We start from the raw sequence: 21,208 nt of genomic DNA on the forward strand, positions 1-21,208 counted from the left end.
ATATCTCGCAAGGCTAAAGGAAATCGGTGCAGTTACCCTCGCGAGCGCAATGCGGCTCATAGCGCCAGGTAACCGATAAGTCGGCTCAACAGGCCCAAACCAATGGTCACTGCCAGCACCAGCACCAGGAGCATCCACGGCCGGAAAGGCCGGCGCTCGACTCGGTGCTGGGACAGGTGCAGGTACTCTTCGACATGCTTCTGGTCGTCGGGGTTCAGGCGGCTGGTCATAAAGGCCTCGTCAGGTAGACGTTGCTGAATGTGTGGAAGCTACAGGCTGATTTAACGAACGTTGAACGGAGCATAGCCGCTGTCCGGAACAGGCTCGACGCTCACCGTGTCGTCCAGGCGAATGATTCCACTTTGTAACACTCGAGCGGTGATTCCGCCATGTCCGCGAACTGCCTGAAAAGTCCCCGGCCCGAGGTTGTTTTGCAAGCGTGCGCAAGGCTGGCACCAACCGGTGGTTTCGAAAATCGCCTGGCCGATTTTGAAGCGTCGGCCCTTGAGGCTGAACAGGTTGATACCGCTGACAACCAGGTTGCGCCGCAAATCATTCGGTAACACCGGTTGATCGTCCGGGCGGCCCATCAGCGAACTGATCACCGCCAGATGCTCCCACTGAATCAGCGTCACCTGCCGCGCATTGCGTACGCCGGGCCGTGCGCGATCACCGGTCAGGCCAGCCTCAAGTCGCGCTTCCACGGCTTCCAGTTCGATCATCGGTACGTGAGGTTCCGGGCGTACGCCGATCCAGCGTACGCGGCCGATCTGCGGGACTTGCACGATCAGTTCCTGCAATGGGCTCACAGGCTGATCCCGACATCGAAAACAATGCTGCGACCAAGGTTGCTGCGCAGGAAATCCGGCGCGTCCGGATGGGCGAAGAGCACCCGGGCGAACGTCGGACCGACCAGCGATAACGAGCGCCAGCCTTGGCGCAGGTATTCGGTGGGCGGCGGGAAATGGCTGTTCAGGTCCAGCACTTCGCGCTTGAGGCTGGCGAACGCGATGATGTCCAGCTCCCCCAGGTCCATGCCGCGTTCTTTGTAGTTGTGCGCTTTTTTACGCAAGGTCGGCGCCAGTCTGAGCAAGAATTCATTGGCTGGAATGCGCCGGGGCTTGGCCTCGCGCCGGACCAACTGACTGAGGGAAAACGCGCTGCGTCGACGTTGCAGCTCGTCGCGCCATTCATCGTTGAGGCGCCGGCCTTCATCGAGTACGAAGAACACCTCGAAATTGGCGTCGCGAAACAGTACGTCCGGCGGTTCCCCGGCGGGTGCGAATTCGTCGGCGCGATAGGGAATGTTCAGGCCTTGCAACAGGCGCTGGCAGACCCAACGCTCACGCTCCCATTTGCGGGCATTGGACAGAAAGGCGTTGGCTTGCTCGGCCGCGATGGTCAGCAGGCGTAAATAATCTGAGTCATCCATAGGCCCAAGCTTAGCGTTCAAATGTGACCCTAAGGAATAAAGTCAGTGGCGAAAGAAAAAAAGTCTGCCGGGATTTCGCGTGCTTTTGCGCGAACGCTTGCCATTCGCTATGCAGTGCGCTGTGAGTCGCTACGCTGGAATTATTGATTTTTATCAATGGATTTCCGCATGACTGAGGACACGATTCCAACTAAGCAATGATGCAATTTAATAGTTTGCTCATCTGCAGCTAACTCACAAAGCCAAGGATGACCCGGCTCATCATTTTTGTATTTTCGGAGCATCTTCAATGAAGATTTTTATTGAAAAGGACCCCGCATTGAATCGCTGGTGGGTTCACATGGATGTGTGGGTCGTAAGTTTTCGCAGTCTTGATGGTGCTGAATCTTTTGTCGAACGATTGAACTCGCGAATCAATGCGCCACATGCCCTGTATATGATTGGAGATTATTCTCTGTTACCAAAGAAAGATCTGAAACAGTCCAGCCCAGAATCAACACGATGTACTCCGCCCCTTAAGCAATGCTCTCACGCGTGATACTCAACTCTTCTCGAGGGAGTGAAGAAAAGAAACGCGCTGCCCCAGTTATGTCTATAGCTAATGTTGTCAGTTATCGATTCAAGGTTTTGAGACGGCCAGCTTGTTAACTTTCCTTAGCGTATCGCCGGACGCGTGGGTCAATCCGTTGAGCAGATCAAGGAGTTTCCGATGGCCGACTCAAGCAAAAAAATGAGCCTCATGGGGCTCACCACACTGGTGACGGTGAACATGATGGGCTCGGGCATCATCATGTTGCCAACGAGCATGGCCCAGCTCGGGGCGGTTTCGCTTCTGTCGTGGATCGTTACCGCCATCGGTTCCATGGCCATCGCCTACTGTTTTTCCCAGTGCGGAATCTACTGTCCGCGCTCCGGCGGGTTGTCAGCCTACACCGAAGAAGCCCATGCCAAATCGGGGTTCTTCCTTTGCTCGTACCTGTACTTTCTCTCGCTGGCCATCGCCAACGTCGCGGTCGCTATCTCCGCAGTCGGGTACATGACATCGTTCGTGCCTTGGCTGGGTAGCGGTGCCATCCCGTTGTTCATCGGTACGGTCGGCCTGCTTTGGCTGACCACCGTGGCGAATTTTGGCGGCCCCGGCATCACCGGCAAGATTGGCGCGATTACCGTGTGGGGGGTGATCATCCCGGTGGCCGGCTTGAGCATCATCGGCTGGTTCTGGTTCAAGCCCGAACTGCTGATTGCCGCCTGGAACCCGAACAACCTGCCCATCTCCAAAGCCATCGGCAAGGCAATTCCCCTGACCCTGTGGGCATTCCTTGGCATGGAGTCAGCGGCGCAAGCGTCCGATGCCGTGGAAGATCCCAAACGCACCGTGCCGCTGGCCTGTCTGTTCGGCACGCTGGGTGCGGCAGTCATCTATGTGCTGTCGACGACGGTCATTCAGGGTGTCATTCCAAACGCCGAGCTGGCCAACTCGACGGCACCGTTTGCGCTTGTCTACGCGCACATGTTCAATCCGGCGGTCGGTCACATCATCATGGCGTTGGCGGTGATGGCCTGTGTGGGGTCGTTGCTGGGGTGGCAGTTCACCTTGGCACAAACAGCCAAAATGACGGCTGACCAAGGCATGTTCCCCAAACTCTTCAGCAGAGTGACCTCCCTCGATGCCCCCATCGTCGGCATGCTCGTCTGCGGTGTGCTTCAAACGCTGATGGCGTTGTCGACCATCTCGCCCAATGCCAGTGCCCAGTTCGGAAAACTCGTCAGCCTCGCAGCGGTGACCAACCTGATCCCCTACGTGACGGCGGCTACCGGGTTGCTGGTCATGATGTACAAGGCCCGCGTCAGCGCGGGGGTCTTCATGCGCAACACCACGCTCTTGCTGATCGCCGTGGCCTATTCTCTGTACGCCCTGTTTGCCTGCGGTAGAGACGCGGTATTCGGCGGTGCCCTGGTCCTTGTGTTCGGGTACTTGCTGTACGGCTTCCTCGCCAAGCGCTCTGTCGAGGCGCCTTCAACCGTTCAAGCCAGGATCGATAATCCTTAGTCGTTGTGTTCAGTCATGCACAGTCATCTGAATTCGGGTAACCGGGACATGAACGTAAAACTGATAAAAACAATCCACCTCTTCTTCGTCGGCTTGCTTGGGCTGATGCCGTTGTTGGCCGGTGCCAATACCCTTGAACGGGTGCGTGCGAGCAACACCTTCACCCTCGGTTACTTGCCTGACTTCGCACCTTTCAGCATCCAGGCAGGCGATAAAGCTACGGGTTATGCCATCGATCTTTGTTTGAAAATTGCCGATAAGGTCAAGGCCGATTTGGGTTTGCAGGGGCTGCAAGTACGTTATCAGGCTGTCACTGACTCAGAGAAGATGAGTGCCGTCAGTTCAGGCAAAGTTGACATCCTTTGCACACCGACGCCGCCCACCCTGCAAGAGCGCAAAATCGTAAGCTTCTCGGTGCCTGTCTACACCGCCGGCCTCTCTGCCGTGGTGCGCGAGGATGCGTCGGAGCCGTTAATGAATGTGCTCAACGGCAAAGTCGCTTATACCGGGCCGACTTGGCGCGCAACGGTCAATCATGGGCTGTCGAACCAAACCTACGCGACTATAGCGGGCGGAGTCACTGAAGCGTGGATTCGCCAGAAAATGCAGTTGCTGGGTGTGGTGGCAACGCTCGTCACGGTTCCGAACGTTGATGCAGGAATCAAGTTGGTCGCCGAGGGTAAAGTCGATGCGTTCTTGGCTGAACGCATGATGCTCAAAAATCTTCTCTCCACCCATTACGCAGCCGCGAATCTGATCTTGCTGGATCGCATTTTCGAATACGCGCCGACGGCAATGGCGGTGGATCGCAACGATGAAAACTTTCGCTTGCTGGTCGACACTGCGCTGAGTGAAATGTACCGCTCGGGTGAAATCGAACAGGCCTATGACAAATACTTGGGCGGCATCGGCGATCTGGGCAAGAAGCTGTTCAAAGTGTATGCGCTTCCGTAGTCGTTTAATTAGCGGGCACGGTGATTGGATCGCCGTCATTAGTCTTCTTCTCTAAGCGCTTTGATGCGCCCTGATTTTTCGGCGGCTATCAGTGACGCATGGTCTTTCGCATTTTGATCCGCATAGCTCATGGCAAATTTGCCAATGGCCAGATCGAAGGTGTCCGATTTTCCCAAATAGCCACTAATGAGGGCTGAATCGCCGGATTTGGCATGGGCGCGGGCCAGGGTGAGGCCGCACAACTCGGCGTATAACGTCATTTGTTCAACCGATGCGCCTTCGACAGGGGCCGACATTTTCATGTCCCTCAACTGGCGCACGAAAAAATGCCGGCCACTTTTTCCCTGCGCCCAGCCCAGGAAAATATCGCTGGCAGACTGCATTAGCCGTTGCCCGGTAACAACACGCTGACCTTGATTCTCGAAGTCGCTTTTGCCTGCGAAGGGGGCCAATACCGAAGGACTGGCTTCTTTGAATTGCAGAAGCAGCGGGTGGTTTTCTGCGGAAAAAAACAGTCCGACAAAACAGTGGGTGCCGACGCTGCCGATCCCGACGGCCTTGACGACAAAGTCTTCGAGTCGGTAATGATCCAGGAGCACGCGCCGTTCGAGGGGTAGCGATAATCGATAGTCCTGCAGCGTCAGCCGCACACGCTGTTCGAAGTCATGTTCATACACATGAAACAGTATCGGTGGCTGATCGACCAACCGCCGACGCCCTGCCACTTCGTTGCTGATGGTCGGATAAAGGTAATCGCCGATGCGTACTTTTGCTTTGGCGATCAGCTGTTCTCTATTTTTTCTGATTTTGTCATTGGGGGCCATGTCGATGATCATTTGAGCATCGAGGCGGTCATACCAGACTTCCAGCGGGCTCATCTTCGACAGTTTGCGCAGGCGCCTGCGGTAAGCACTGACACACTCGACCGCGATCGCCTGGGCATCTTTGTCACTGATCTGGAGATCGCGGGCAGCCACGGCAAAACTGATCGCCAAGCGTTTGATATCCCACTCCCAAGGCGCAGGAAGCGTTTCGTCGAAATCGTTGATATCAAAAATCAGATTACGTTCGGGAGTTGCGAACAATCCAAAGTTCAAGAGATGGCAATCTCCGCAGGCTTGTACCCGAACGCCCGTGGTTGGAGTCGTGGCCAGGTCATACGCCATGACCCCCGCAGAGCCGCGCAGAAAGGTGAATGGGCTGCGTAGCATGCGCCCGAAGCGCACAGGAATCAGGCTGGGCAATCGATATCGGTTCGACGTTTCCAGAATATCAATGGGGTCGCGGTGTTTGCGTGTCGGCTTCCAGATTGCGTGAAGCGCATGTGGACAGGTCCTGGATAAACGCTCGCCCGCTTCAAGGCGTTCCTTGCGCGAGCGGAAAAACACCTCGTCGTCCCACATTCCCTTGACGTTCTCCACCGCACCTTTGGCAGAACCCTTTTGGTTGTGAGACATATCCGCTCCTTTGCTCAACGAAGTCGAATGCGTTTGGGCATTTTTCAGTCAGGCCACGGGTTCAATAAGCTCATCAAGCGATTTACCTGTTGTCTGATCATGGTTTCTGTTGCGCGGCGGTTGCTGTCAGGCTGTCCGCCTGACTCACCCAGCCTCCGCCGGTTGCCTTGTACAGATCAATCATGTTGGTGAACACCGAGCCCCGGGTGCGGGTGTAGTTCAACTCGGCATCAAACAGGCTGCGTTCGGCGTCCAGCACTTCGATGTAGCTGGTGTAGCCGTTGTCGTAGCGCTGCCGTGCGAAATGGGCGTAAGTGCGCAGCGCGTCGACCTGCCTTGCCTGGTAAGTCATCTGCTCTCTGGATTTGCTCGACGCGACCAGGGCATTTTCAACGTCCCTGAACGCCGATTGAATTGCCTGCTGGTACGTCAGCAGCGTTTGTTGTTGGAAGGCTTCAGCTTGTTTCACCTGCCCGGCGATGCCGCCGGCAGTGAAGATTGGCATGCTTGCGGCCACACCGTATGACCAGGTTGAAGCGGGCCCGGTGAACAGGTTCGACAGTTGGTTGCTGGCAGACCCTAACAACCCGGTCAGGGAAATAGTCGGGAAGTACTGGGCCTTGGCCGCGCCGATCTGGGCATTTGCCGAGATAAGATTCAGCTCTGCCTGACGCAAATCAGGTCGCCGCTCAAGCAGGTCCGACGGTAAGCCGGCAGGCACTGATGGCAGATTCAGTTGGGTCAGGTCGCGCCCGCGAATGATCGGCCCGGGGTTGCGCCCCAGTAGTACGGCCAAGGCGTTTTCCTGTTGCGCGACCAAGGGTTCGAATTGCGCAACCGAGGCCAGGGTTCGCTCGTACTCGGATTGGTTTTGTGCCAGTTCCATTTCAGAAATGGTGCCGGCACCAAAGCGTAGTTTGAATATTTCATAAGAATCGCCGCGCACCTTGGCGGTCGTGCGGGCGATTTCCAGCTCCCGGTCGAGATCGCGCAGCGTCACGTAACTCGAAGCTACCGACGCCACCAGGCTCAAGATAACGCTTCGACGGCCTTCTTCCGAAGCGAGCAGATCGGCACGGGCGGATTCGTCGAGGCGACGCAAACGGCCCCAGATATCCAGTTCCCAGTTCACGCTGAGAATGGCCTGGTAGTTGTTGAACACCGGATCCACCGTTGGGTCCAGCGGCACGGGGCCGTTGTCCCGCTGCGAGCGGCTTCGTTGCGCCTGGGTACCCAGCCCGACTTGTGGAAACAACAGTGAACGGGTTTGCCCGTAACGGCCCTGGAATTCTTCCACCCGCGCGGCGGCAATCTTGATGTCTTTGTTTTCTTGCAACGCGATGCGGATCAGGTCATTCAGGACGGGGTCCTGGAACTGCTCCCACCACAACGTGTTCGACAGGTTCTTCGCTTCCTTGTCCGCGTAACGATAGGCCGCGGGGGTGTCGATTTTCGGGGGCTTATAGTCAGGCCCCACCATGCAACCCGCCAGGCACAGATACAGCAGCAGAGGGACGGTGGGCTTGCGCATCTCAATCCCCCTCATGTCTGTTTTGCGCCGCACCATCGGGAATCTGCGCAGCCTGCGGCGGTGCAGCCGGCCTGACAGTCTTTTGCTCGGCGTCCTTTTCCCCGAACATTCTTTCAATCAGGTAATAGAAAAGGGGGATGAAGAAGATCGCAATCACCGTCGCCGCCAGCATGCCGCCAATCACCCCGGTCCCGATGGAGTGACGACTGTTTTCGGAAGCACCAACAGCAATGGCCAGCGGAACGCAGCCGAGGATGAACGCCAGGGACGTCATCACGATAGGGCGCAGACGTTCCCTCGCGGCAGTCATGGCGGCATCGTACGCAGACATGCCGGTTTCGCGGTTCAGCACCGCAAACTCGAAAATCAAAATGGCGTTCTTCGCCGCCAGCGCCACCAGCATGGTCAAGCCGATCTGGAAGTAGACGTCGTTGCTCAAGCCTCGAAGCAGGACGGCGAGCAGCGCGCCGAACAATGCGAATGGCACCGCCAGCAACACGCCCACGGGCAGCGACCATTTTTCGTATTGCGCCGCGAGAATCAGGAACACCATCACCAGGCCAAAAATGAACACCTGGGAGGAGGCGCCGCCGCTCTTTTTCTCTTCGAACGCCTCGCCACTCAAGGCCAGCGCGTAGTCGTTGGTCATGATTTGCGCGCTGATTTCTTCCAGGGCATTGAGCGCCTGGCCGGAGCTGTAGCCGGGCGCCGGGTTCGCCGTGAGTTTGACCGCCGGGAAGTTATTGAAACGGGTCAGCAGGTCGGGGCCGGTGACATAACGGGTGGTCAGCAAGGCTTTGAGCGGCACCATGTCATGGTTTTTGCTGCGCACGAAGATCTCGCGCAGGTCTTCGGCCTTCAAGCGATAAGCCGGTTCGGCCTGCAAAATCACCTGCCACAGCCGGCTGAATTTGTTGAATTGCGAAACGTACAGCGAGCCGAACATGGTCTGCATGGCGCTGTAGACATCTTCGACCGGTACACCCAGGGACTCCGCTTTTTCCCGGTCGACGTCGACCATCAGTTGGCGGGAGAACACGTTGAAGGTGGAGGTGATGGCGCCCAGTTCCGGACGCTCCTTGGCCTTCGCCACCAGATTAGCGACCATTTCCGCCAGTTGATCGATGCTCGCATCCCCCTTGCTCTGAACCCAGACCTCCATCCCGCCGGTGGTGCCGAGGCCGGGAATGGACGGTGGGTTGACCGGCAGAATGATCCCGCCCTGAACCGTGGAAAACGCACGCGCGGCTTTCTGAATCACCGCCGGGGCGCTTTGTGCCTTGATGGTCTCGGAGTCTTTGTAGCGTCCCTCGAAATCCTTGAAGCCGACGAAAAACGCCCCGGCATTGTTCTTGTTCTGTCCGTCGAGCAGGCTGTAGCCATTAACGATGGCAACGCCTTCGACGGCCTCGTCGTTCATGAAAAAGTCACTGGCCACTTTGCCCACGTCACCGGTGCGATCGAGGCTGGCGGCGTCGGGCATGATCACTGCGCCAAGCAAGTAGCCCTGATCCTCCGGTGGCAGGAACGCACTGGGAATGCGCTGCCCCATCAACAGGATCAGCACGATCATCCCGGCGAAGAGCAGCAACGCCAGGACGAAGCGCTTGATCATGAAGGCCACCGAGCGTGAGTAGCCCTCGGTCATGCGCTCGAAGTTGCGTTCGAACCAGCGGAAAAAGGCGTTCTTGTCCCCATGCTGCGGCTTGAGCAGCAGGGCGGCGAGGGCGGGGGAGAGGGTCAGGGCGACCAGACCGGAAATCACCACGGAAATGGCGATGGTGATCGCGAACTGTTTGTACAGCTGACCGGTGATACCACCCATGAAGGCCACCGGAATGAACACCGCACACAGCACCAGCACGATGGCCACCACGGGACCTGCCACTTCATCCATTGCCCGTTTCGCCGCGTCCTTGGGCGTCATCTTGTGCACATGCATGTTGCGTTCGACGTTTTCGATCACCACGATCGCGTCGTCCACCACGATACCGATCGCCAGCACCATGCCGAACAGCGTCAGCATATTCACCGAAAACCCAAGGGCTGACATGCCGATGAACGTGCCGACAATCGATACCGGCACCGCCAGCACCGGGATGAGCGTGGCACGCAGGCTCTGCAGGAAGATGTAAACCACGATGACTACCAGCACCAAAGCTTCGAAGAAGGTGTGGATCACCTCGGAAATCGAAGCGCGGGTAAAGGCCGTGGTGTCCATCACAATCTTGTATTCGATGCCCTCGGGAAACGTGGCCTTCATATCTGCCAAGGTCTTGGTCACTGCCGCGGAAACGTCGAGGGCGTTGGCGCCGGGTTGCTGATACACGGCAATCAGTGTCGCCGGTCGGCCCTGATAGGTGCTGCGCAGGGAATAGTCTTTTTGCCCAAGCTCCGCGCGTCCGACGTCCTTGAGTCGAACGATGGCCGCGCCATCGTTGCTGGCGCGCAAGATAATGTTCTCGAATTCCGAAGGCTCGGTCAGACGTCCCTTGGTGGTGACGGCAAAAGACTGCTCGACAGCTTGCCCCGTTGGCGACTGGCCGACCCGGCCCACGGCGAACTGCTGGTTCTGATTGGCTACGGATTTCTGTACGTCGGCGGCGGTGATGCCCAACTGGGCCATGCGGTCAGGCTTGAGCCAGATCCGCATGGCATAGTCAGGCGTGCCGAAGATGCTGGCCTGGTTCGCCCCCGGAATCCGCTTGATCGCATCGAGGATATAGAGGTTGGCGTAGTTGGCGACGTAGGTGCTGTCGTAGCGTTCGCCAGCGGAATACACGGCAAGCACCATCATGAACGCCGAGGATTTTTTCTGTACCTGAATGCCCTGGCTCTGCACGGCGGAGGGCAATTGCGGCAAAGCCAGATTGACCCGGTTCTGAACATCGACCTGCGCCAGCGACGGATCGGTGCCGATCTCGAAGAAAACGTTGAGGGTCATGTTGCCCGTCGCCGAACTCGACGAGTTCATGTAGATCATGTTGTCGGCGCCGTTGACTTGCTGCTCGATGGGCGCGGCCACGTTGTTGGCCACGACCTGTGCATCCGCGCCGGGGTAAGTCGCTGCTACTGTAATCTGCGGCGGGGTGATGTCCGGGTACTGCGCAACGGGTAGTTTGAGCATGGCCACTGCACCGGCCAGGGTGATGATGATGGAGATCACCGAGGCGAAGATCGGCCGGTCGATGCAATAGTGGGAAATGCTCATTGGCGTTCCCCGCCATTGGCTTTTACCGGTTGCCCATTGGCTGCGTTCGTGGAGGCGGCGCCAGGGGTATCGACGATATTCAATGGCCCGCCCGGCGTGACCCTGATCGCGCCATCGACGACGATGCGCTCGCCCGCCCGCAGGCCTTTGTTGATGAACCAGTTGTCACCTTGCCAGTCACCCACTTCGACCACCCGTTGCTCGGGTTTGCCTTCGGCATTGAGGACCCAGACGAAGTGGCTCTTGGCACCTTCCAGTACCGCCTTTTGTGGCACAAGAATGGCGTTGGGCCGGGAGGCGCCTTTGGCCAGGGCCCTTACAAACTGACCGGGACGGAGCTGGCCATTCGGGTTGGCGAGCACGGCCCGAACCAGGAAGGTGCCGGTGTCCTGGCTGTAGGAAGGCGCCAGGAAATTTACCTTGCCAGTGTTGGGCACCACGGTGCCGTCGGCCAAGACCACTTCAACGACAAATTCACTTCGTGGCGGGAAAACAAGATGACCGGCGGCGATTTCGTCGCGGTACTTCAGGGTTTCATTTTCCGAGAGACTGAAGTTGACGTACATCGGGTCCATCTGTGACACGGACGTCAGCAGCCCCGACTCACCGGGCGTCACATAACTGCCTTCCTGTTTTTTGGCATAGCTTGAAAGCCCCGTGAGGGGAGAGGTGATGGTGGTGTAACTGAGGTTCAACTGCTCGGTGCGTACATTACCTTCTGCTGCCAATACGGCGGCATGGGTCTCACGCTCGTTGCCGACGGCGTTGTCCAGGTCCATCTTGCTGACCGCATTCTGCGCTGCCAGTGGGCGGACTCGAGCCAGCGTCGACTTGGCCACTTCCCAACGGGCCTGTTGTTGGGCCAGTTGCCCCTGAGCCGACACCAACGCGGCCTCAAAGGGTTTACGGTCCATCTGGAACAGCGTCTGCCCTGCCTTCACCAGATCGCCTTCGGTGTACAGCCGCTTATCCAGGAATCCGGCCACGCGAGCACGTATTTCTACCTCGCGGGAGCTCTGGGTCTGAGCGACGAATTCGAAGGATACTGGCGTGTCTCGGGCAGTGACCGTCATGACGGTTACTTCAGGCGGCTTGCGTGCCGGTGAGACCGGTTCTTTGCCGCAGCCATAAAGCAGGCTCAAAGCCGCCAAAACAAGGGCAAATGAAAAGCCGGCAGGCTGTCTGGCATTATTTATATTCACGCCCGCGCCCCTCCCATGCCCGTATAGGTTATTCGAATGGATACGCAGGCATTTCTTATAAAGTAGCCATTTCTTATTAAAAAGCTAACACCCGTAGAAGGTGGCATTTCTGACAAATATCAACTGTACGCAAAGGGACAGCCCGGCAACCCGTTACAGCAAAAGCTGATACATCGGCAATATTTCGAATCGCGATCAAATTGATCGATGTTTATAGCCAGATACTTGAAGTAAAACGGTTCGGGAATTACCCGCGCGACGAAAAGTTGATTTAACGCAAATCACGACACCCGCTGCGTTTCCATACTGAATCCGTAGGGATGAATTGCTGAATGCAATTTCGCTCGGGAGTATTCAATGAGCCAGCGACCCTCTGGACCGAATGAACCCCAACGGATTGACCCCTCTCACGTTGCGCTTGGGCATTCGAGCAGCTGCTCGCGTATGCCAGTGCCTGAGTGGGTGAGCAACTATCGGCAGGCCTGGCTCAAAGGCGATACGGTTGCAGGTCTGACCGCTGCGGCTGTGGTCATACCCAAAGCGCTGGCGTACGCCACCATTGCGGGTCTGCCGGTGCAGGTCGGGCTGTATACGGTCATGGTGCCGACGCTGATTTATGCCCTGCTCGGATCGTCGCGGCCGCTCAGTTTCAGTACGACTACGACACTCGCCATCCTTGCTGGCTCGGCACTCGCACAGGTTGGCGCCTCCGGCGCAGACTTGATGACGGCATCAGCCACATTGACCCTGCTGGTGGGGGGATTCCTCGTACTGGCGGGGATTTTGCGCATGGGCTTTGTCGCCAGCTTTATCTCCGAGCCCGTACTGGTTGGATTCAAGGCAGGAATCGGCGTCGTCATAGTGCTCGATCAGATTCCCAAATTCATCGGCATTCATATCGATAAGGGCGGCTTCTTCCATAACGTGTTGGTCACGTTGCAGGGCATCCCTGATGCGTCGTTACCGACTGTCGCGGTCGGGGCGCTCATGGTGCTTATCCTGATCAGCATGAAACGCTTTACTCCGGCCATACCTGCGCCATTGGCAGCGGTAGCCATCGGGATTGCCGGGGTGAGCTTGTTGGGTCTGGATCACCATGGTGTTTCGGTTGTCGGTCATGTTCCAACAGGTTTACCCGCCGTGACGTTGCCCGCTTGGGGGCTGGTGACGCAACTCTGGCCTTCTGCGGCGGGCATCGCGCTGATGAGTTTTACCGAAACCATTGCTGCGGGGCGTGCCTTCAGTCGCAATGATGAACCTTCGCCTCAAGCAAACCGGGAATTGATCGTGACCGGCATGGCCAACATCGGGGGAGCTTTCCTCGGCGCCATGACCGCCGGAGGGGGAACGACGCAGACAGCGGTGAATCGGCTGGCCGGGGCCAACACGCAGTTGGCGGGATTGATCACAGCCATTTTGGCATTCGGTACCTGCCTGTTACTGGCCCCCTATATCGGCTTGATGCCCAATGCCACCTTGGCTGCCGTGGTCATCGTCTATTCAGTCGGGCTTATTCAGCCTTCCGAGTTTCAAGAAATTCTCAAGGTCCGCCGTACAGAGTTTATTTGGGCAGTTGTCGCAACGTTAGGAGTCATGATCCTTGGAACATTGCAAGGCATCGTCGTCGCAATAATCGTGTCACTTCTGGCCTTGGCTCATCAGGGTTCCGACCCGCCGGTCTATGTCATGGTTCGCAAGCCAGGAACCAACATCTTTCGCCCCAAGAGCGACGCTAATCCCCTCGATGAGCAATTCTGCGATTTGCTTTTACTGCGCCCCGAAGGCCGGATTTTCTTCGCCAATGCCGAGAGAGTCGGACAAAAACTACAGGCATTGATCGTCGAGGCGAAACCGCGCGTCGTGGCTATCGATTTCACGGGTGTATTCGATCTGGAATACACCGCGCTCAAAATGCTCATAGAAGCTGAGCGCCGAATGCGCGATCAAGGCGTGACGCTGTTGCTGGTCGGCATGAACCCCACTGTATCGGCCATGATGATGCATTCGCCCTTGGCAGAGCTGAGCCAGACACGAATGTTTTCAAACCTTGAGCAAGTGGTTGCGAGTTACCAGGCTTAATCGGTCCTGGGACTCGTGATTTACGCGATGGGCATCCCTGTCGCAGGCAGGGGGAGGATGAGTGCATGCAAAGTACTGGAAAGCCAAAGCGGGCTCGTGTACTTGATCCGGTCGATCGTGTCACGGAAGTTATCTTCGGCCTGCTCATGGCAATGACCTTCACTGGAACAATCAGCGTGGCGACCGCTGGCGAGGAGGCGGAACGTACGATGATGATCGCCGCGTTGGGTTGTAACCTCGCTTGGGGACTTGCGGACGCCGTTATGTATTTATTGCGCACGCTGATCGAGCGCACACGCAATCGTACGTTGCTCACACGTTTATTTGCCACGGCCGACCCCGCCGCCGGGCAAGCGCTGATTGCTGAGGCGTTACCACCGCGCTTCTCGTCCTTGATCGACACCGATGCGCTGGAATCCCTGCGCTGCCGTATGGTCAAGCATTCATCCACGCCCTTGCCGCCGCGCCTCGGCCTGGATGATTTCATGGGAGCAGTTGGCGTTTTTCTGTTGGTAGTGCTCTCTACATTCCCACTGGTGGTGCCGTTTCTACTCGTTGAGGAGACGGCGCTTGCAGTACGCGTGTCCAATTTTGTCGGACTCGCAGTGCTCTTCCTTGCTGGCTGGATACTCGCCAAGTACGCCGGCGCAAAACCGTGGCAAGGTGGTTTGGCGATGGCGGTCACCGGGGCCGTTTTAATCACCGCGATCATCGCGCTCGGCGGATGAGCGCAACGCCCCTGCGAAAAGCACAAAACGTTTACCGGTAAAGGGCGTTACTGGGCTGCCGAAGTGGGCGGTGTAGACTGTTGGCCATAAAGCACAAGCGATTCAACAAGGGGATGAACGTGAAATATTGGCCAGTGTTGCTGCTCAGTCTTCTGCCTTTGTGGGCCCAGGCGCTGGAGAAGGCCCGGCCATGATCGGTGCCGAGCTGCTGTCACCGCAAACCCTGACGGTCGGCTGGTTGATGTATGTGCCCGTGCTGCTCTGGGCCCTCTGCCGCGTGCCCTGGGTTGAACTGTTCAGCGACAGCCGTCGTCAGCATTTGCTGTTCGGTACGGTGTTCGCCTTGTTTATGCTGTGGCTGGTACGCCGTGATTTCGACACGGGTGTGTCTTACCACTTCATCGGCATGACGGCGGTGACCTTGCTGCTGGATTGGCCGCTGGCGATCATCGGCGGGTTGGTGGCGCAAGCCGGGTTGGTGTTGCTCGGGCGTCAGGACCTGGCGGCTGTCGGGGTCAATGGCGCTCTGTTCATTTTGCTGCCGGTGCTGGTCACTGAGTGCTGTGCGATTCTCGTGGAGCGCGCGCAGCCGCGAAATCCCTTTGTGTATATCTTCGTTTCCGGTTTCTTTGCGGCAGCGTTGTCGGCGCTGCTGTGCCTTCTGCTGGCGCTCACGTTGCTGTGGTTTGACGAACGTTTTGCCATGCCTTACTGGCTCGAAGATTTTGTCGGCTATCTGTGGCTGCTGATTTTCCCGGAAGCGTTTATCAACGGAATGATTGTCAGCGCGCTGGTGGTGTTCAGTCCGGAATGGCTGGAAACGTTCAACCGCACCCGCTACCTCTCGGCGCCCTGGAAAGACGACGATCCCAAGTCTTGACCCACATCAAATCCATAAAACGCTGATGCTTTCATGCTCTGCAAAACCTACAGGAGCATTGAAATGAGTGTCTACGAATGGGCAAGGCAAGAGGTGCGTCAAAGTCTGGATGCGGCGCAGGAAGTGGGGTTCGATCCGGGGCTGAGCTTGCGCGCCTTGCTCAGTGCGGTGGTGCAGCAGAGCAAGGCAGTGCGCAGTCTCGAAGACCTGGCCGATGAGTTGAGTTTTCTGGCGGAAAACCTCGATGACAGCCAGGAGTACGGATTTATGCGACCTTGAGTCATCAGTGACGCGGGTCGAAATCCCCGGAAAACATTTCATCCTCGGCATCCGGGGCAACCGGAATCTTGTGTTCTTCCGACGCCCAGGCGCCGAGGTCGATCAGCTTGCAGCGATCCGAGCAGAACGGCCGATTGACGTTGCTGGCGACCCATTCAACAGGAGCGCCACAGGTTGGGCAATTGACGGTTGGGGTCTGGCTCATGACTGGCCTCCACGCAAAGTTAGGTAAAAGTGATGCAGGCGTTCGACCTCGCTGTGCAGCCAGGCGAGGTCGCGGTCGTTGACCACCACATCGTCGGCATGGCTCACGCGGTCCTGGCGGCTGGACTGGGCCTTGAGGATCGCCTGGACCTGTTGCTCGTTCGTCTGGTCGCGCTGCAGGGTGCGTTCGATCTGTAGCTGTTCCGGTGCATCGATCACCAGGACCCGTTGGGTCATGGCGGACTGCCCGGATTCGATCAGCAACGGCGAAACCAGAATCGCGTAAGGCGATTGTGCCTTGGCCAGATGCTCGGCGATTTCCTTGGCGATCAGCGGATGCAGCAACGCCTCAAGCCAGCGGCGTTCCTCGGGCACCTCGAAGATCAGTTTGCGCAGCGCCGCGCGATCCAGTTGTCCATCGGCTAGCAACACGCCGGGGCCGAAATGCTCAGCGATGCTGGCCAGCGCCGGGCGACCCGGTTCCACCACCCAGCGCGCCGCATGATCGGCGTCGACAACGTGCACGCCCAGGTCGATGAAGTGCTGTGCTGCTGCGCTTTTGCCGCTGCCGATGCCGCCGGTCAAGCCAAGAATCCAGGGTTTTTCCACAGGGGTATTCATTTCAAACCGACAAACTGCCAATAGAAGTCGGTTATTTGACCACCCCAGAGCAAGGCAATCCAGCCGGCAATCGCCAGAAAGGGGCCGAAGGGTATCGGTGTCGAGGTTTTCGCCTGGCGCAAGCGCAGCAGAATGACCCCGATAACGGCCCCCACCAGCGATGACAGCAGGAGCGTCAACGGCAACATTTGCCAGCCGCCCCAGGCCCCGAGCATCGCCAGTAACTTGAAATCTCCTTGGCCGATGCCGTCCTTGCCGGTGATCAGTTTGAACAGCCAGAACACCAACCACAACGTCAGATAACCGGCCACCGCGCCCCACAAGGCTTCATGCAAGGACACGAACAGCCCGAAGCTGTTGACGATCAATCCCAGCCACAGCAGCGGCAGCACTAGCACATCCGGCAGCAGTTGATGTTCGGCATCGATCAGGCTCATCGCCAGGAGGCCCCAGGTCAGGACCATCAGCAGGCAGGCTTGCCAGCCGAAACCGAAATGCCAGGCGATAAACGCCGAAAGCAGGCCGCAGGCCAGTTCGGTCAGTGGATAGCGCTTGCTGATCGGTGCGGAACAGCTTGAGCATCGCCCCCGCAAAAAGACATAACTGAGCAGCGGTATGTTTTCCCACGCGCGAATGCGATGGTTGCAATGCGGGCATTGAGAATGCGGCAGCATCAGGTTATAGGTTGGGCCGGGGACTTCCTGGGGCACGCCCAGCACATCACGGGCTTGCAGCCGCCATTCGCGGTCGAGCATTTTCGGCAGGCGCCAGACCAGTACATTGAGGAAGCTTCCCACCAGCAGCCCCACCGCCAATGCGATGACCACGAACACCAGCGGGTAGAAGGTCAGAATATCGTTCAAGGGCATGTCAGATCGCTGAGCCGAGTTGGAAGATAGGCAGGTACATCGCGACGACCAGGCCACCGACGACAACACCCAGCACCACCATGATGAACGGTTCCATCAGGCTGGTCAGGTTGTCGACCATGTTGTCCACTTCGTCCTCGTAGAAGCTCGCGACCTTGTCCAGCATGTCGTCGAGGGCACCGGATTCTTCGCCAATGGCGGTCAGCTGAATGGCCATGCTGGGAAAAATGCCGGAAGTGCGCATGGAAAAATTCAGCTGCATGCCGGTCGACACGTCCTGTTTGATCCGCAGGACCGCTCGCTTGAACACGATGTTGCCGGTGGCCCCAGCCACTGATTCCAGAGCCTCGACCAGCGGCACGCCGGCGGCGAAGGTGGTCGACAGCGTGCGGGCGTAACGGGCCACGGCAGACTTGTACATGAGCGTGCCAATCAACGGCAGTTTCAGCAGCCAGGTGTCCATTCTGTCCCGAAAGGCCTCGGACGTCTTGAAGGCGCGGCGCACACCGAATACGGTCGCGATCAGCACGCCGAGCATCGCCCACCACCACGCTTGCATGAACTCAGACAGCCTGATGACCATGACCGTGAAGGCCGGCAACTCGGCGCCAAAGCCTTTGAACACGGATTCGAACTGCGGCACCACCTTGACCAGCAGAATGCCGGTGACGATGATCGCCACAAACACCACTGCCAGCGGGTAGGTCATGGCTTTCTTGATCTTGGCCTTGAGGCTTTCGCTCTTTTCCTTATAGGTCGCCACCCGTTCCAGCAGTGTGTCCAGGGCACCCGCCTGCTCTCCGGCGTCGACGAGGTTGCAGTAGAGCTCATCGAAATACTGCGGCTTTTTACGCAAGGACGCCGCGAAGCTGTTACCGGCCGCGACTTCCTGTTTCACCTCATCCACCAGTTTGCGCATGGCCGGGTTATCGAAACCCTCACCAATGATGTCGAACGACTGCAACAACGGCACGCCGGCTTTCATCATGGTCGCCATCTGCCGGGTAAACAGGGCGATTTCCTGAGCCTTGATACGGTTGCCAAAACTGAAGATCGAGGCGGATTTCTTGCGCACCTTTCCCGGATTGATGCCCTGCTTGCGCAACTGGGCCTTGATCAACGCGGGGTTCTGACCGCTCAACTCGCCGGTCATCCTGGTGCCTTTCCTGTCCGTGCCCTCCCAGGCGTAGACGCTTATTTTTGCCGCTTTGACCGCCATGTTCAGTCCTTGGTGACCCGATTGATTTCTTCAAGACTGGTGACGCCTTGCATGGCCTTGATCAGGCCGGAAGTGCGCAGGTCGTTGAAACCGTCCTTGCGCATCTGGATATCGATTTCCAGCGAGTTGCCTTCGGCCATGATCAGGCGTTGCAGATCCGGGGTGTTCTTCACCACTTCATAAATCCCCACCCGGCCTTTGTAGCCGCCGTTGCACTGGTCGCAACCGACCGGTTCATAGATCGTGAACGAGCCGATGCGTTCCTCGGGGAAACCTTCCTTGAGCAGCGCCTCGCGGGGAATCTCGATGGGCCTCTTGCAATGGCTGCACAGTTTGCGCGCCAGTCGCTGGGCAATGATCAGGGTGACCGACGTGGCGATGTTGAAACCCTGAATGCCCATGTTGTGCAAGCGGGTCAGGGTTTCGGCGGCGCTGTTTGTGTGCAGGGTGGAAAGCACCATGTGTCCGGTCTGGGCGGCCTTGATGGCAATTTCGGCGGTTTCGAGGTCGCGGATTTCGCCGACCATGATGACGTCCGGGTCCTGACGCAGAAACGAACGCAGGGCCTGGGCGAAATCCAGTCCCTGTTTCGGATTGACGTTGACCTGGTTGATGCCTTCCATGTTGATCTCCACCGGGTCTTCGGCGGTGGAAATGTTGATGTCCACGGTGTTGAGGATATTCAGGCCGGTGTAGAGCGATACCGTTTTGCCTGAACCGGTGGGGCCGGTGACCAGGATCATCCCCTGTGGCTGTTTCAGCGCGGCCATGTACAGGTCTTTCTGCTCGGGTTCATAGCCGAGGGCGTCGATGCCCATCTGTGCGCTGGACGGGTCGAGGATCCGGATCACCACCTTCTCGCCCCACAGGGTCGGCAGGGTATTGACCCGGAAATCGATGGACTTGGTCTTGGACAAGCGCATCTTGATCCGCCCGTCCTGAGGTTTGCGCCGCTCGGAGATGTCGAGGCTGGCCATGACTTTCAACCGCGCCGCAATACGACTGGCCAGTTGAATCGGCGGCTTGGCGACTTCGCGCAGCATGCCGTCGGTACGCATCCGCACCCGGTAGGATTTTTCGTAGGGCTCGAAATGCAAATCGGAAGAGCCGCTTTTGATCGCGTCGAGCAGCATCTTGTGAACGAAGCGCACCACCGGAGCGTCATCGGCATCTTGACCTGCAATGGAGTCTCTTTTGTTGTCATCGACTGACTCGGTGTCCACGCCGTCAAGGTCGACATCCGCCATGTCTTCGAGTCCGGTGGACTGGTTGTCGAAGAATTTATCGATGGCGTCGACGAGCTTGTCGTCCTCCACCAGAATGGCTTCGGTGGTTAACCCGGTACTGAACTGGATGTCATTGATGGCTTGCTGGTTGGTCGGGTCGGAAACGCCGACGAACAGTTTGTTGCCGCGTCGCCACAGGGGCAGGACGTGGTGCTGGCGAACCAGCTTTTCGCTCACCAGCCCTCGTGGCTGGGTTTCCTTGTCCAGGCAGTTGAGGTCGAGCAGCGCCATGCCGAAGTGCTCGCAGGCGATCTCGGCAACCTGCTGGCTCTTCACCAGTTTGTTCTGCACGAGGTAGTTGACCAGTGAGATTTTGCTGCGTTGAGCTTGCTGATACGCCTGTTGCGCGCTTTGTTCAGTGAGCAGCTCGGCCAGGACCAATTGCTTGGCCAGACCGCTAAGGGCGATGTCATTCATTGGGATACCGGACGCAGACAGTTCATGACTTATAGCCTAGTCAACGAGCTGAGCCAAACCACGGGTGTCAGGTGACAAAAAGTGTCAGATAGTGCGGTTACTGGGGGTGGGGCAGGGCTGTCTATGGAGTGTGCGCCCTGCCAGCAGGGGGCGCGGCGCTTGGCACGGGCTGTGCTGGGGCTAATTCAGGTCATGAGATTTCGACTCATGCATGGAGCTTGTCTATGAATACTCAAAAAGGTTTTACCCTGATCGAGCTGCTGATCGTGGTGGCGATCATCGGGATTCTGGCGACGTTTGCGTTGCCGATGTATTCCAAGTATCAGGCGAAGGCCAAGGTAACGGCGGGGCTGGCCGAGATTTCGGCGATGAAGGTGCCCTATGAAGACCTGATGAATCAGGGCACTGTGCCTACGGTTGCGACCATCGCACCGGCCGGTGGTGCTGCGGCTTCCAGCAATTGTACCTTTACCGTTACCGGTACGGCAGCTACCGGGATCGGCACTATCGTGTGCAAAATCGAAAATGCGCCAGGTCCTGTACTTGCGCAAACCGTTACCTTGAGTCGGGATCCGGCAACCGGTTGGGTATGTACAACGACTGTTACGCAGGACTACGCGCCTAAAGGTTGTAAAGGCGTTTGATTGCAGGAGTTGGCAAAAACCCGCACTCAGGTGCGGGTTTTTTTATGTCAAAACAAAAGCGGTGGAAAAGTCCCCGAGAATTCATGGCCTTGATCGTTCCCACGCTCTGCGTGGGAATGCATCCCGTGACGCTCCGCGTCACCCT

19 protein-coding genes are annotated in these 21,208 nt (G+C 57.7%); 7 read left to right on the forward strand and 12 right to left on the reverse strand.

Annotated features, from left to right (window positions below):
* Window positions 1-56: 56 nt before the first annotated feature.
* Genes QRN31_RS13990 through QRN31_RS14000 form a run of 3 tightly spaced genes read right to left on the reverse strand, consistent with a single transcriptional unit; the run spans window position 57 to window position 1,432 of the window.
* Entirely contained in the window at window positions 57-230 is a 174-nt protein-coding gene (locus QRN31_RS13990) for a DUF3094 family protein (protein ID WP_090179818.1), read from the reverse strand.
* Between the two features lie 51 nt (window positions 231-281).
* The gene (locus QRN31_RS13995) at window positions 282-809 is read right to left on the reverse strand and encodes an MOSC domain-containing protein (protein ID WP_285432563.1); all 528 of its coding nucleotides are present in this window, start codon (window positions 807-809) and stop codon (window positions 282-284) included.
* Window positions 806-1,432: a DUF1780 domain-containing protein gene (locus QRN31_RS14000; protein WP_003228301.1), complete on the reverse strand. Its 627-nt coding sequence runs from the start codon at window positions 1,430-1,432 to the stop codon at window positions 806-808. Before QRN31_RS14000 ends, QRN31_RS13995 begins: the two co-directional genes overlap by 4 nt.
* 709 nt (window positions 1,433-2,141) lie before the next feature.
* Between QRN31_RS14000 and potE the strand changes: the two genes are divergently transcribed.
* Both potE and QRN31_RS14010 read left to right on the forward strand, forming a co-directional pair.
* Window positions 2,142-3,482 carry a putrescine-ornithine antiporter gene (potE, locus tag QRN31_RS14005; protein ID WP_285432564.1) on the forward strand — a complete coding sequence of 447 codons (1,341 nt, stop codon included), beginning with the start codon at window positions 2,142-2,144 and terminating at the stop codon, window positions 3,480-3,482.
* 48 nt (window positions 3,483-3,530) lie between these two features.
* Entirely contained in the window at window positions 3,531-4,436 is a 906-nt protein-coding gene (locus QRN31_RS14010; RefSeq protein ID WP_285432565.1) for an amino acid ABC transporter substrate-binding protein, read from the forward strand.
* Window positions 4,437-4,474: 38 nt separating this feature from the next.
* On the opposite strand, the gene QRN31_RS14015 is transcribed toward QRN31_RS14010, so the two are convergent.
* The 4 genes from QRN31_RS14015 to QRN31_RS14030 all read right to left on the reverse strand — a co-directional run bounded on the left by QRN31_RS14015 (window position 4,475) and on the right by QRN31_RS14030 (window position 11,837).
* On the reverse strand, window positions 4,475-5,647 hold the full coding sequence (locus tag QRN31_RS14015; RefSeq protein ID WP_350310385.1) for a DUF2252 domain-containing protein: 1,173 nt from the start codon (window positions 5,645-5,647) through the stop codon (window positions 4,475-4,477).
* 343 nt (window positions 5,648-5,990) lie between these two features.
* On the reverse strand, window positions 5,991-7,424 hold the full coding sequence (locus QRN31_RS14020; protein ID WP_285432567.1) for an efflux transporter outer membrane subunit: 1,434 nt from the start codon (window positions 7,422-7,424) through the stop codon (window positions 5,991-5,993).
* Window position 7,425: 1 nt separating this feature from the next.
* Window positions 7,426-10,635 carry an efflux RND transporter permease subunit gene (locus QRN31_RS14025; protein WP_285432568.1) on the reverse strand — a complete coding sequence of 1,070 codons (3,210 nt, stop codon included), beginning with the start codon at window positions 10,633-10,635 and terminating at the stop codon, window positions 7,426-7,428.
* Entirely contained in the window at window positions 10,632-11,837 is a 1,206-nt protein-coding gene (locus QRN31_RS14030) for an efflux RND transporter periplasmic adaptor subunit (protein WP_285432569.1), read from the reverse strand. Before QRN31_RS14030 ends, QRN31_RS14025 begins: the two co-directional genes overlap by 4 nt.
* Window positions 11,838-12,194: 357 nt before the next feature.
* Between QRN31_RS14030 and QRN31_RS14035 the strand changes: the two genes are divergently transcribed.
* From QRN31_RS14035 to QRN31_RS14050, 4 genes are all read left to right on the forward strand, one after another.
* On the forward strand, window positions 12,195-13,916 hold the full coding sequence (locus QRN31_RS14035; RefSeq protein ID WP_285432570.1) for a SulP family inorganic anion transporter: 1,722 nt from the start codon (window positions 12,195-12,197) through the stop codon (window positions 13,914-13,916).
* A 65-nt stretch (window positions 13,917-13,981) separates the two neighbouring features.
* Window positions 13,982-14,644, forward strand: a complete 663-nt coding sequence (locus QRN31_RS14040) for a VIT1/CCC1 transporter family protein (RefSeq protein ID WP_285432571.1) — start codon at window positions 13,982-13,984, stop codon at window positions 14,642-14,644.
* 190 nt (window positions 14,645-14,834) lie between these two features.
* Window positions 14,835-15,524 carry an energy-coupling factor ABC transporter permease gene (locus QRN31_RS14045; protein WP_285432572.1) on the forward strand — a complete coding sequence of 230 codons (690 nt, stop codon included), beginning with the start codon at window positions 14,835-14,837 and terminating at the stop codon, window positions 15,522-15,524.
* 63 nt (window positions 15,525-15,587) lie between these two features.
* The gene (locus tag QRN31_RS14050) at window positions 15,588-15,803 is read left to right on the forward strand and encodes a hypothetical protein (protein WP_222588490.1); all 216 of its coding nucleotides are present in this window, start codon (window positions 15,588-15,590) and stop codon (window positions 15,801-15,803) included.
* Window positions 15,804-15,807: 4 nt separating this feature from the next.
* Here the strand turns inward: QRN31_RS14050 and yacG are convergent, their stop codons facing one another.
* Genes yacG through pilB form a run of 5 tightly spaced genes read right to left on the reverse strand, consistent with a single transcriptional unit; the run spans window position 15,808 to window position 20,419 of the window.
* On the reverse strand, window positions 15,808-16,008 hold the full coding sequence (gene yacG, locus QRN31_RS14055; protein WP_222588489.1) for a DNA gyrase inhibitor YacG: 201 nt from the start codon (window positions 16,006-16,008) through the stop codon (window positions 15,808-15,810).
* Window positions 16,005-16,628, reverse strand: a complete 624-nt coding sequence (gene coaE, locus QRN31_RS14060; protein ID WP_285432573.1) for a dephospho-CoA kinase — start codon at window positions 16,626-16,628, stop codon at window positions 16,005-16,007. The genes yacG and coaE overlap by 4 nt, the downstream gene beginning before the upstream one ends.
* Entirely contained in the window at window positions 16,625-17,497 is an 873-nt protein-coding gene (locus QRN31_RS14065; RefSeq protein ID WP_285432574.1) for a prepilin peptidase, read from the reverse strand. The genes coaE and QRN31_RS14065 overlap by 4 nt, the downstream gene beginning before the upstream one ends.
* 1 nt (window position 17,498) lies before the next feature.
* Window positions 17,499-18,716 carry a type II secretion system F family protein gene (locus QRN31_RS14070; protein WP_208671407.1) on the reverse strand — a complete coding sequence of 406 codons (1,218 nt, stop codon included), beginning with the start codon at window positions 18,714-18,716 and terminating at the stop codon, window positions 17,499-17,501.
* A gap of 2 nt (window positions 18,717-18,718) precedes the next feature.
* A complete protein-coding gene (gene pilB / locus QRN31_RS14075) occupies window positions 18,719-20,419 on the reverse strand; it encodes a type IV-A pilus assembly ATPase PilB (protein WP_285432575.1) in 1,701 nt (566 codons plus the stop codon).
* A gap of 224 nt (window positions 20,420-20,643) precedes the next feature.
* Between pilB and QRN31_RS14080 the strand changes: the two genes are divergently transcribed.
* Window positions 20,644-21,063 (forward strand): pilin, encoded by a 420-nt coding sequence (locus tag QRN31_RS14080; RefSeq protein WP_285432576.1) that lies wholly within the window; start codon window positions 20,644-20,646, stop codon window positions 21,061-21,063.
* Window positions 21,064-21,208 lie beyond the last annotated feature (145 nt).

This window comes from Pseudomonas sp. fls2-241-R2A-110, from assembly GCF_030209165.1.
Classification (GTDB): domain Bacteria; phylum Pseudomonadota; class Gammaproteobacteria; order Pseudomonadales; family Pseudomonadaceae; genus Aquipseudomonas.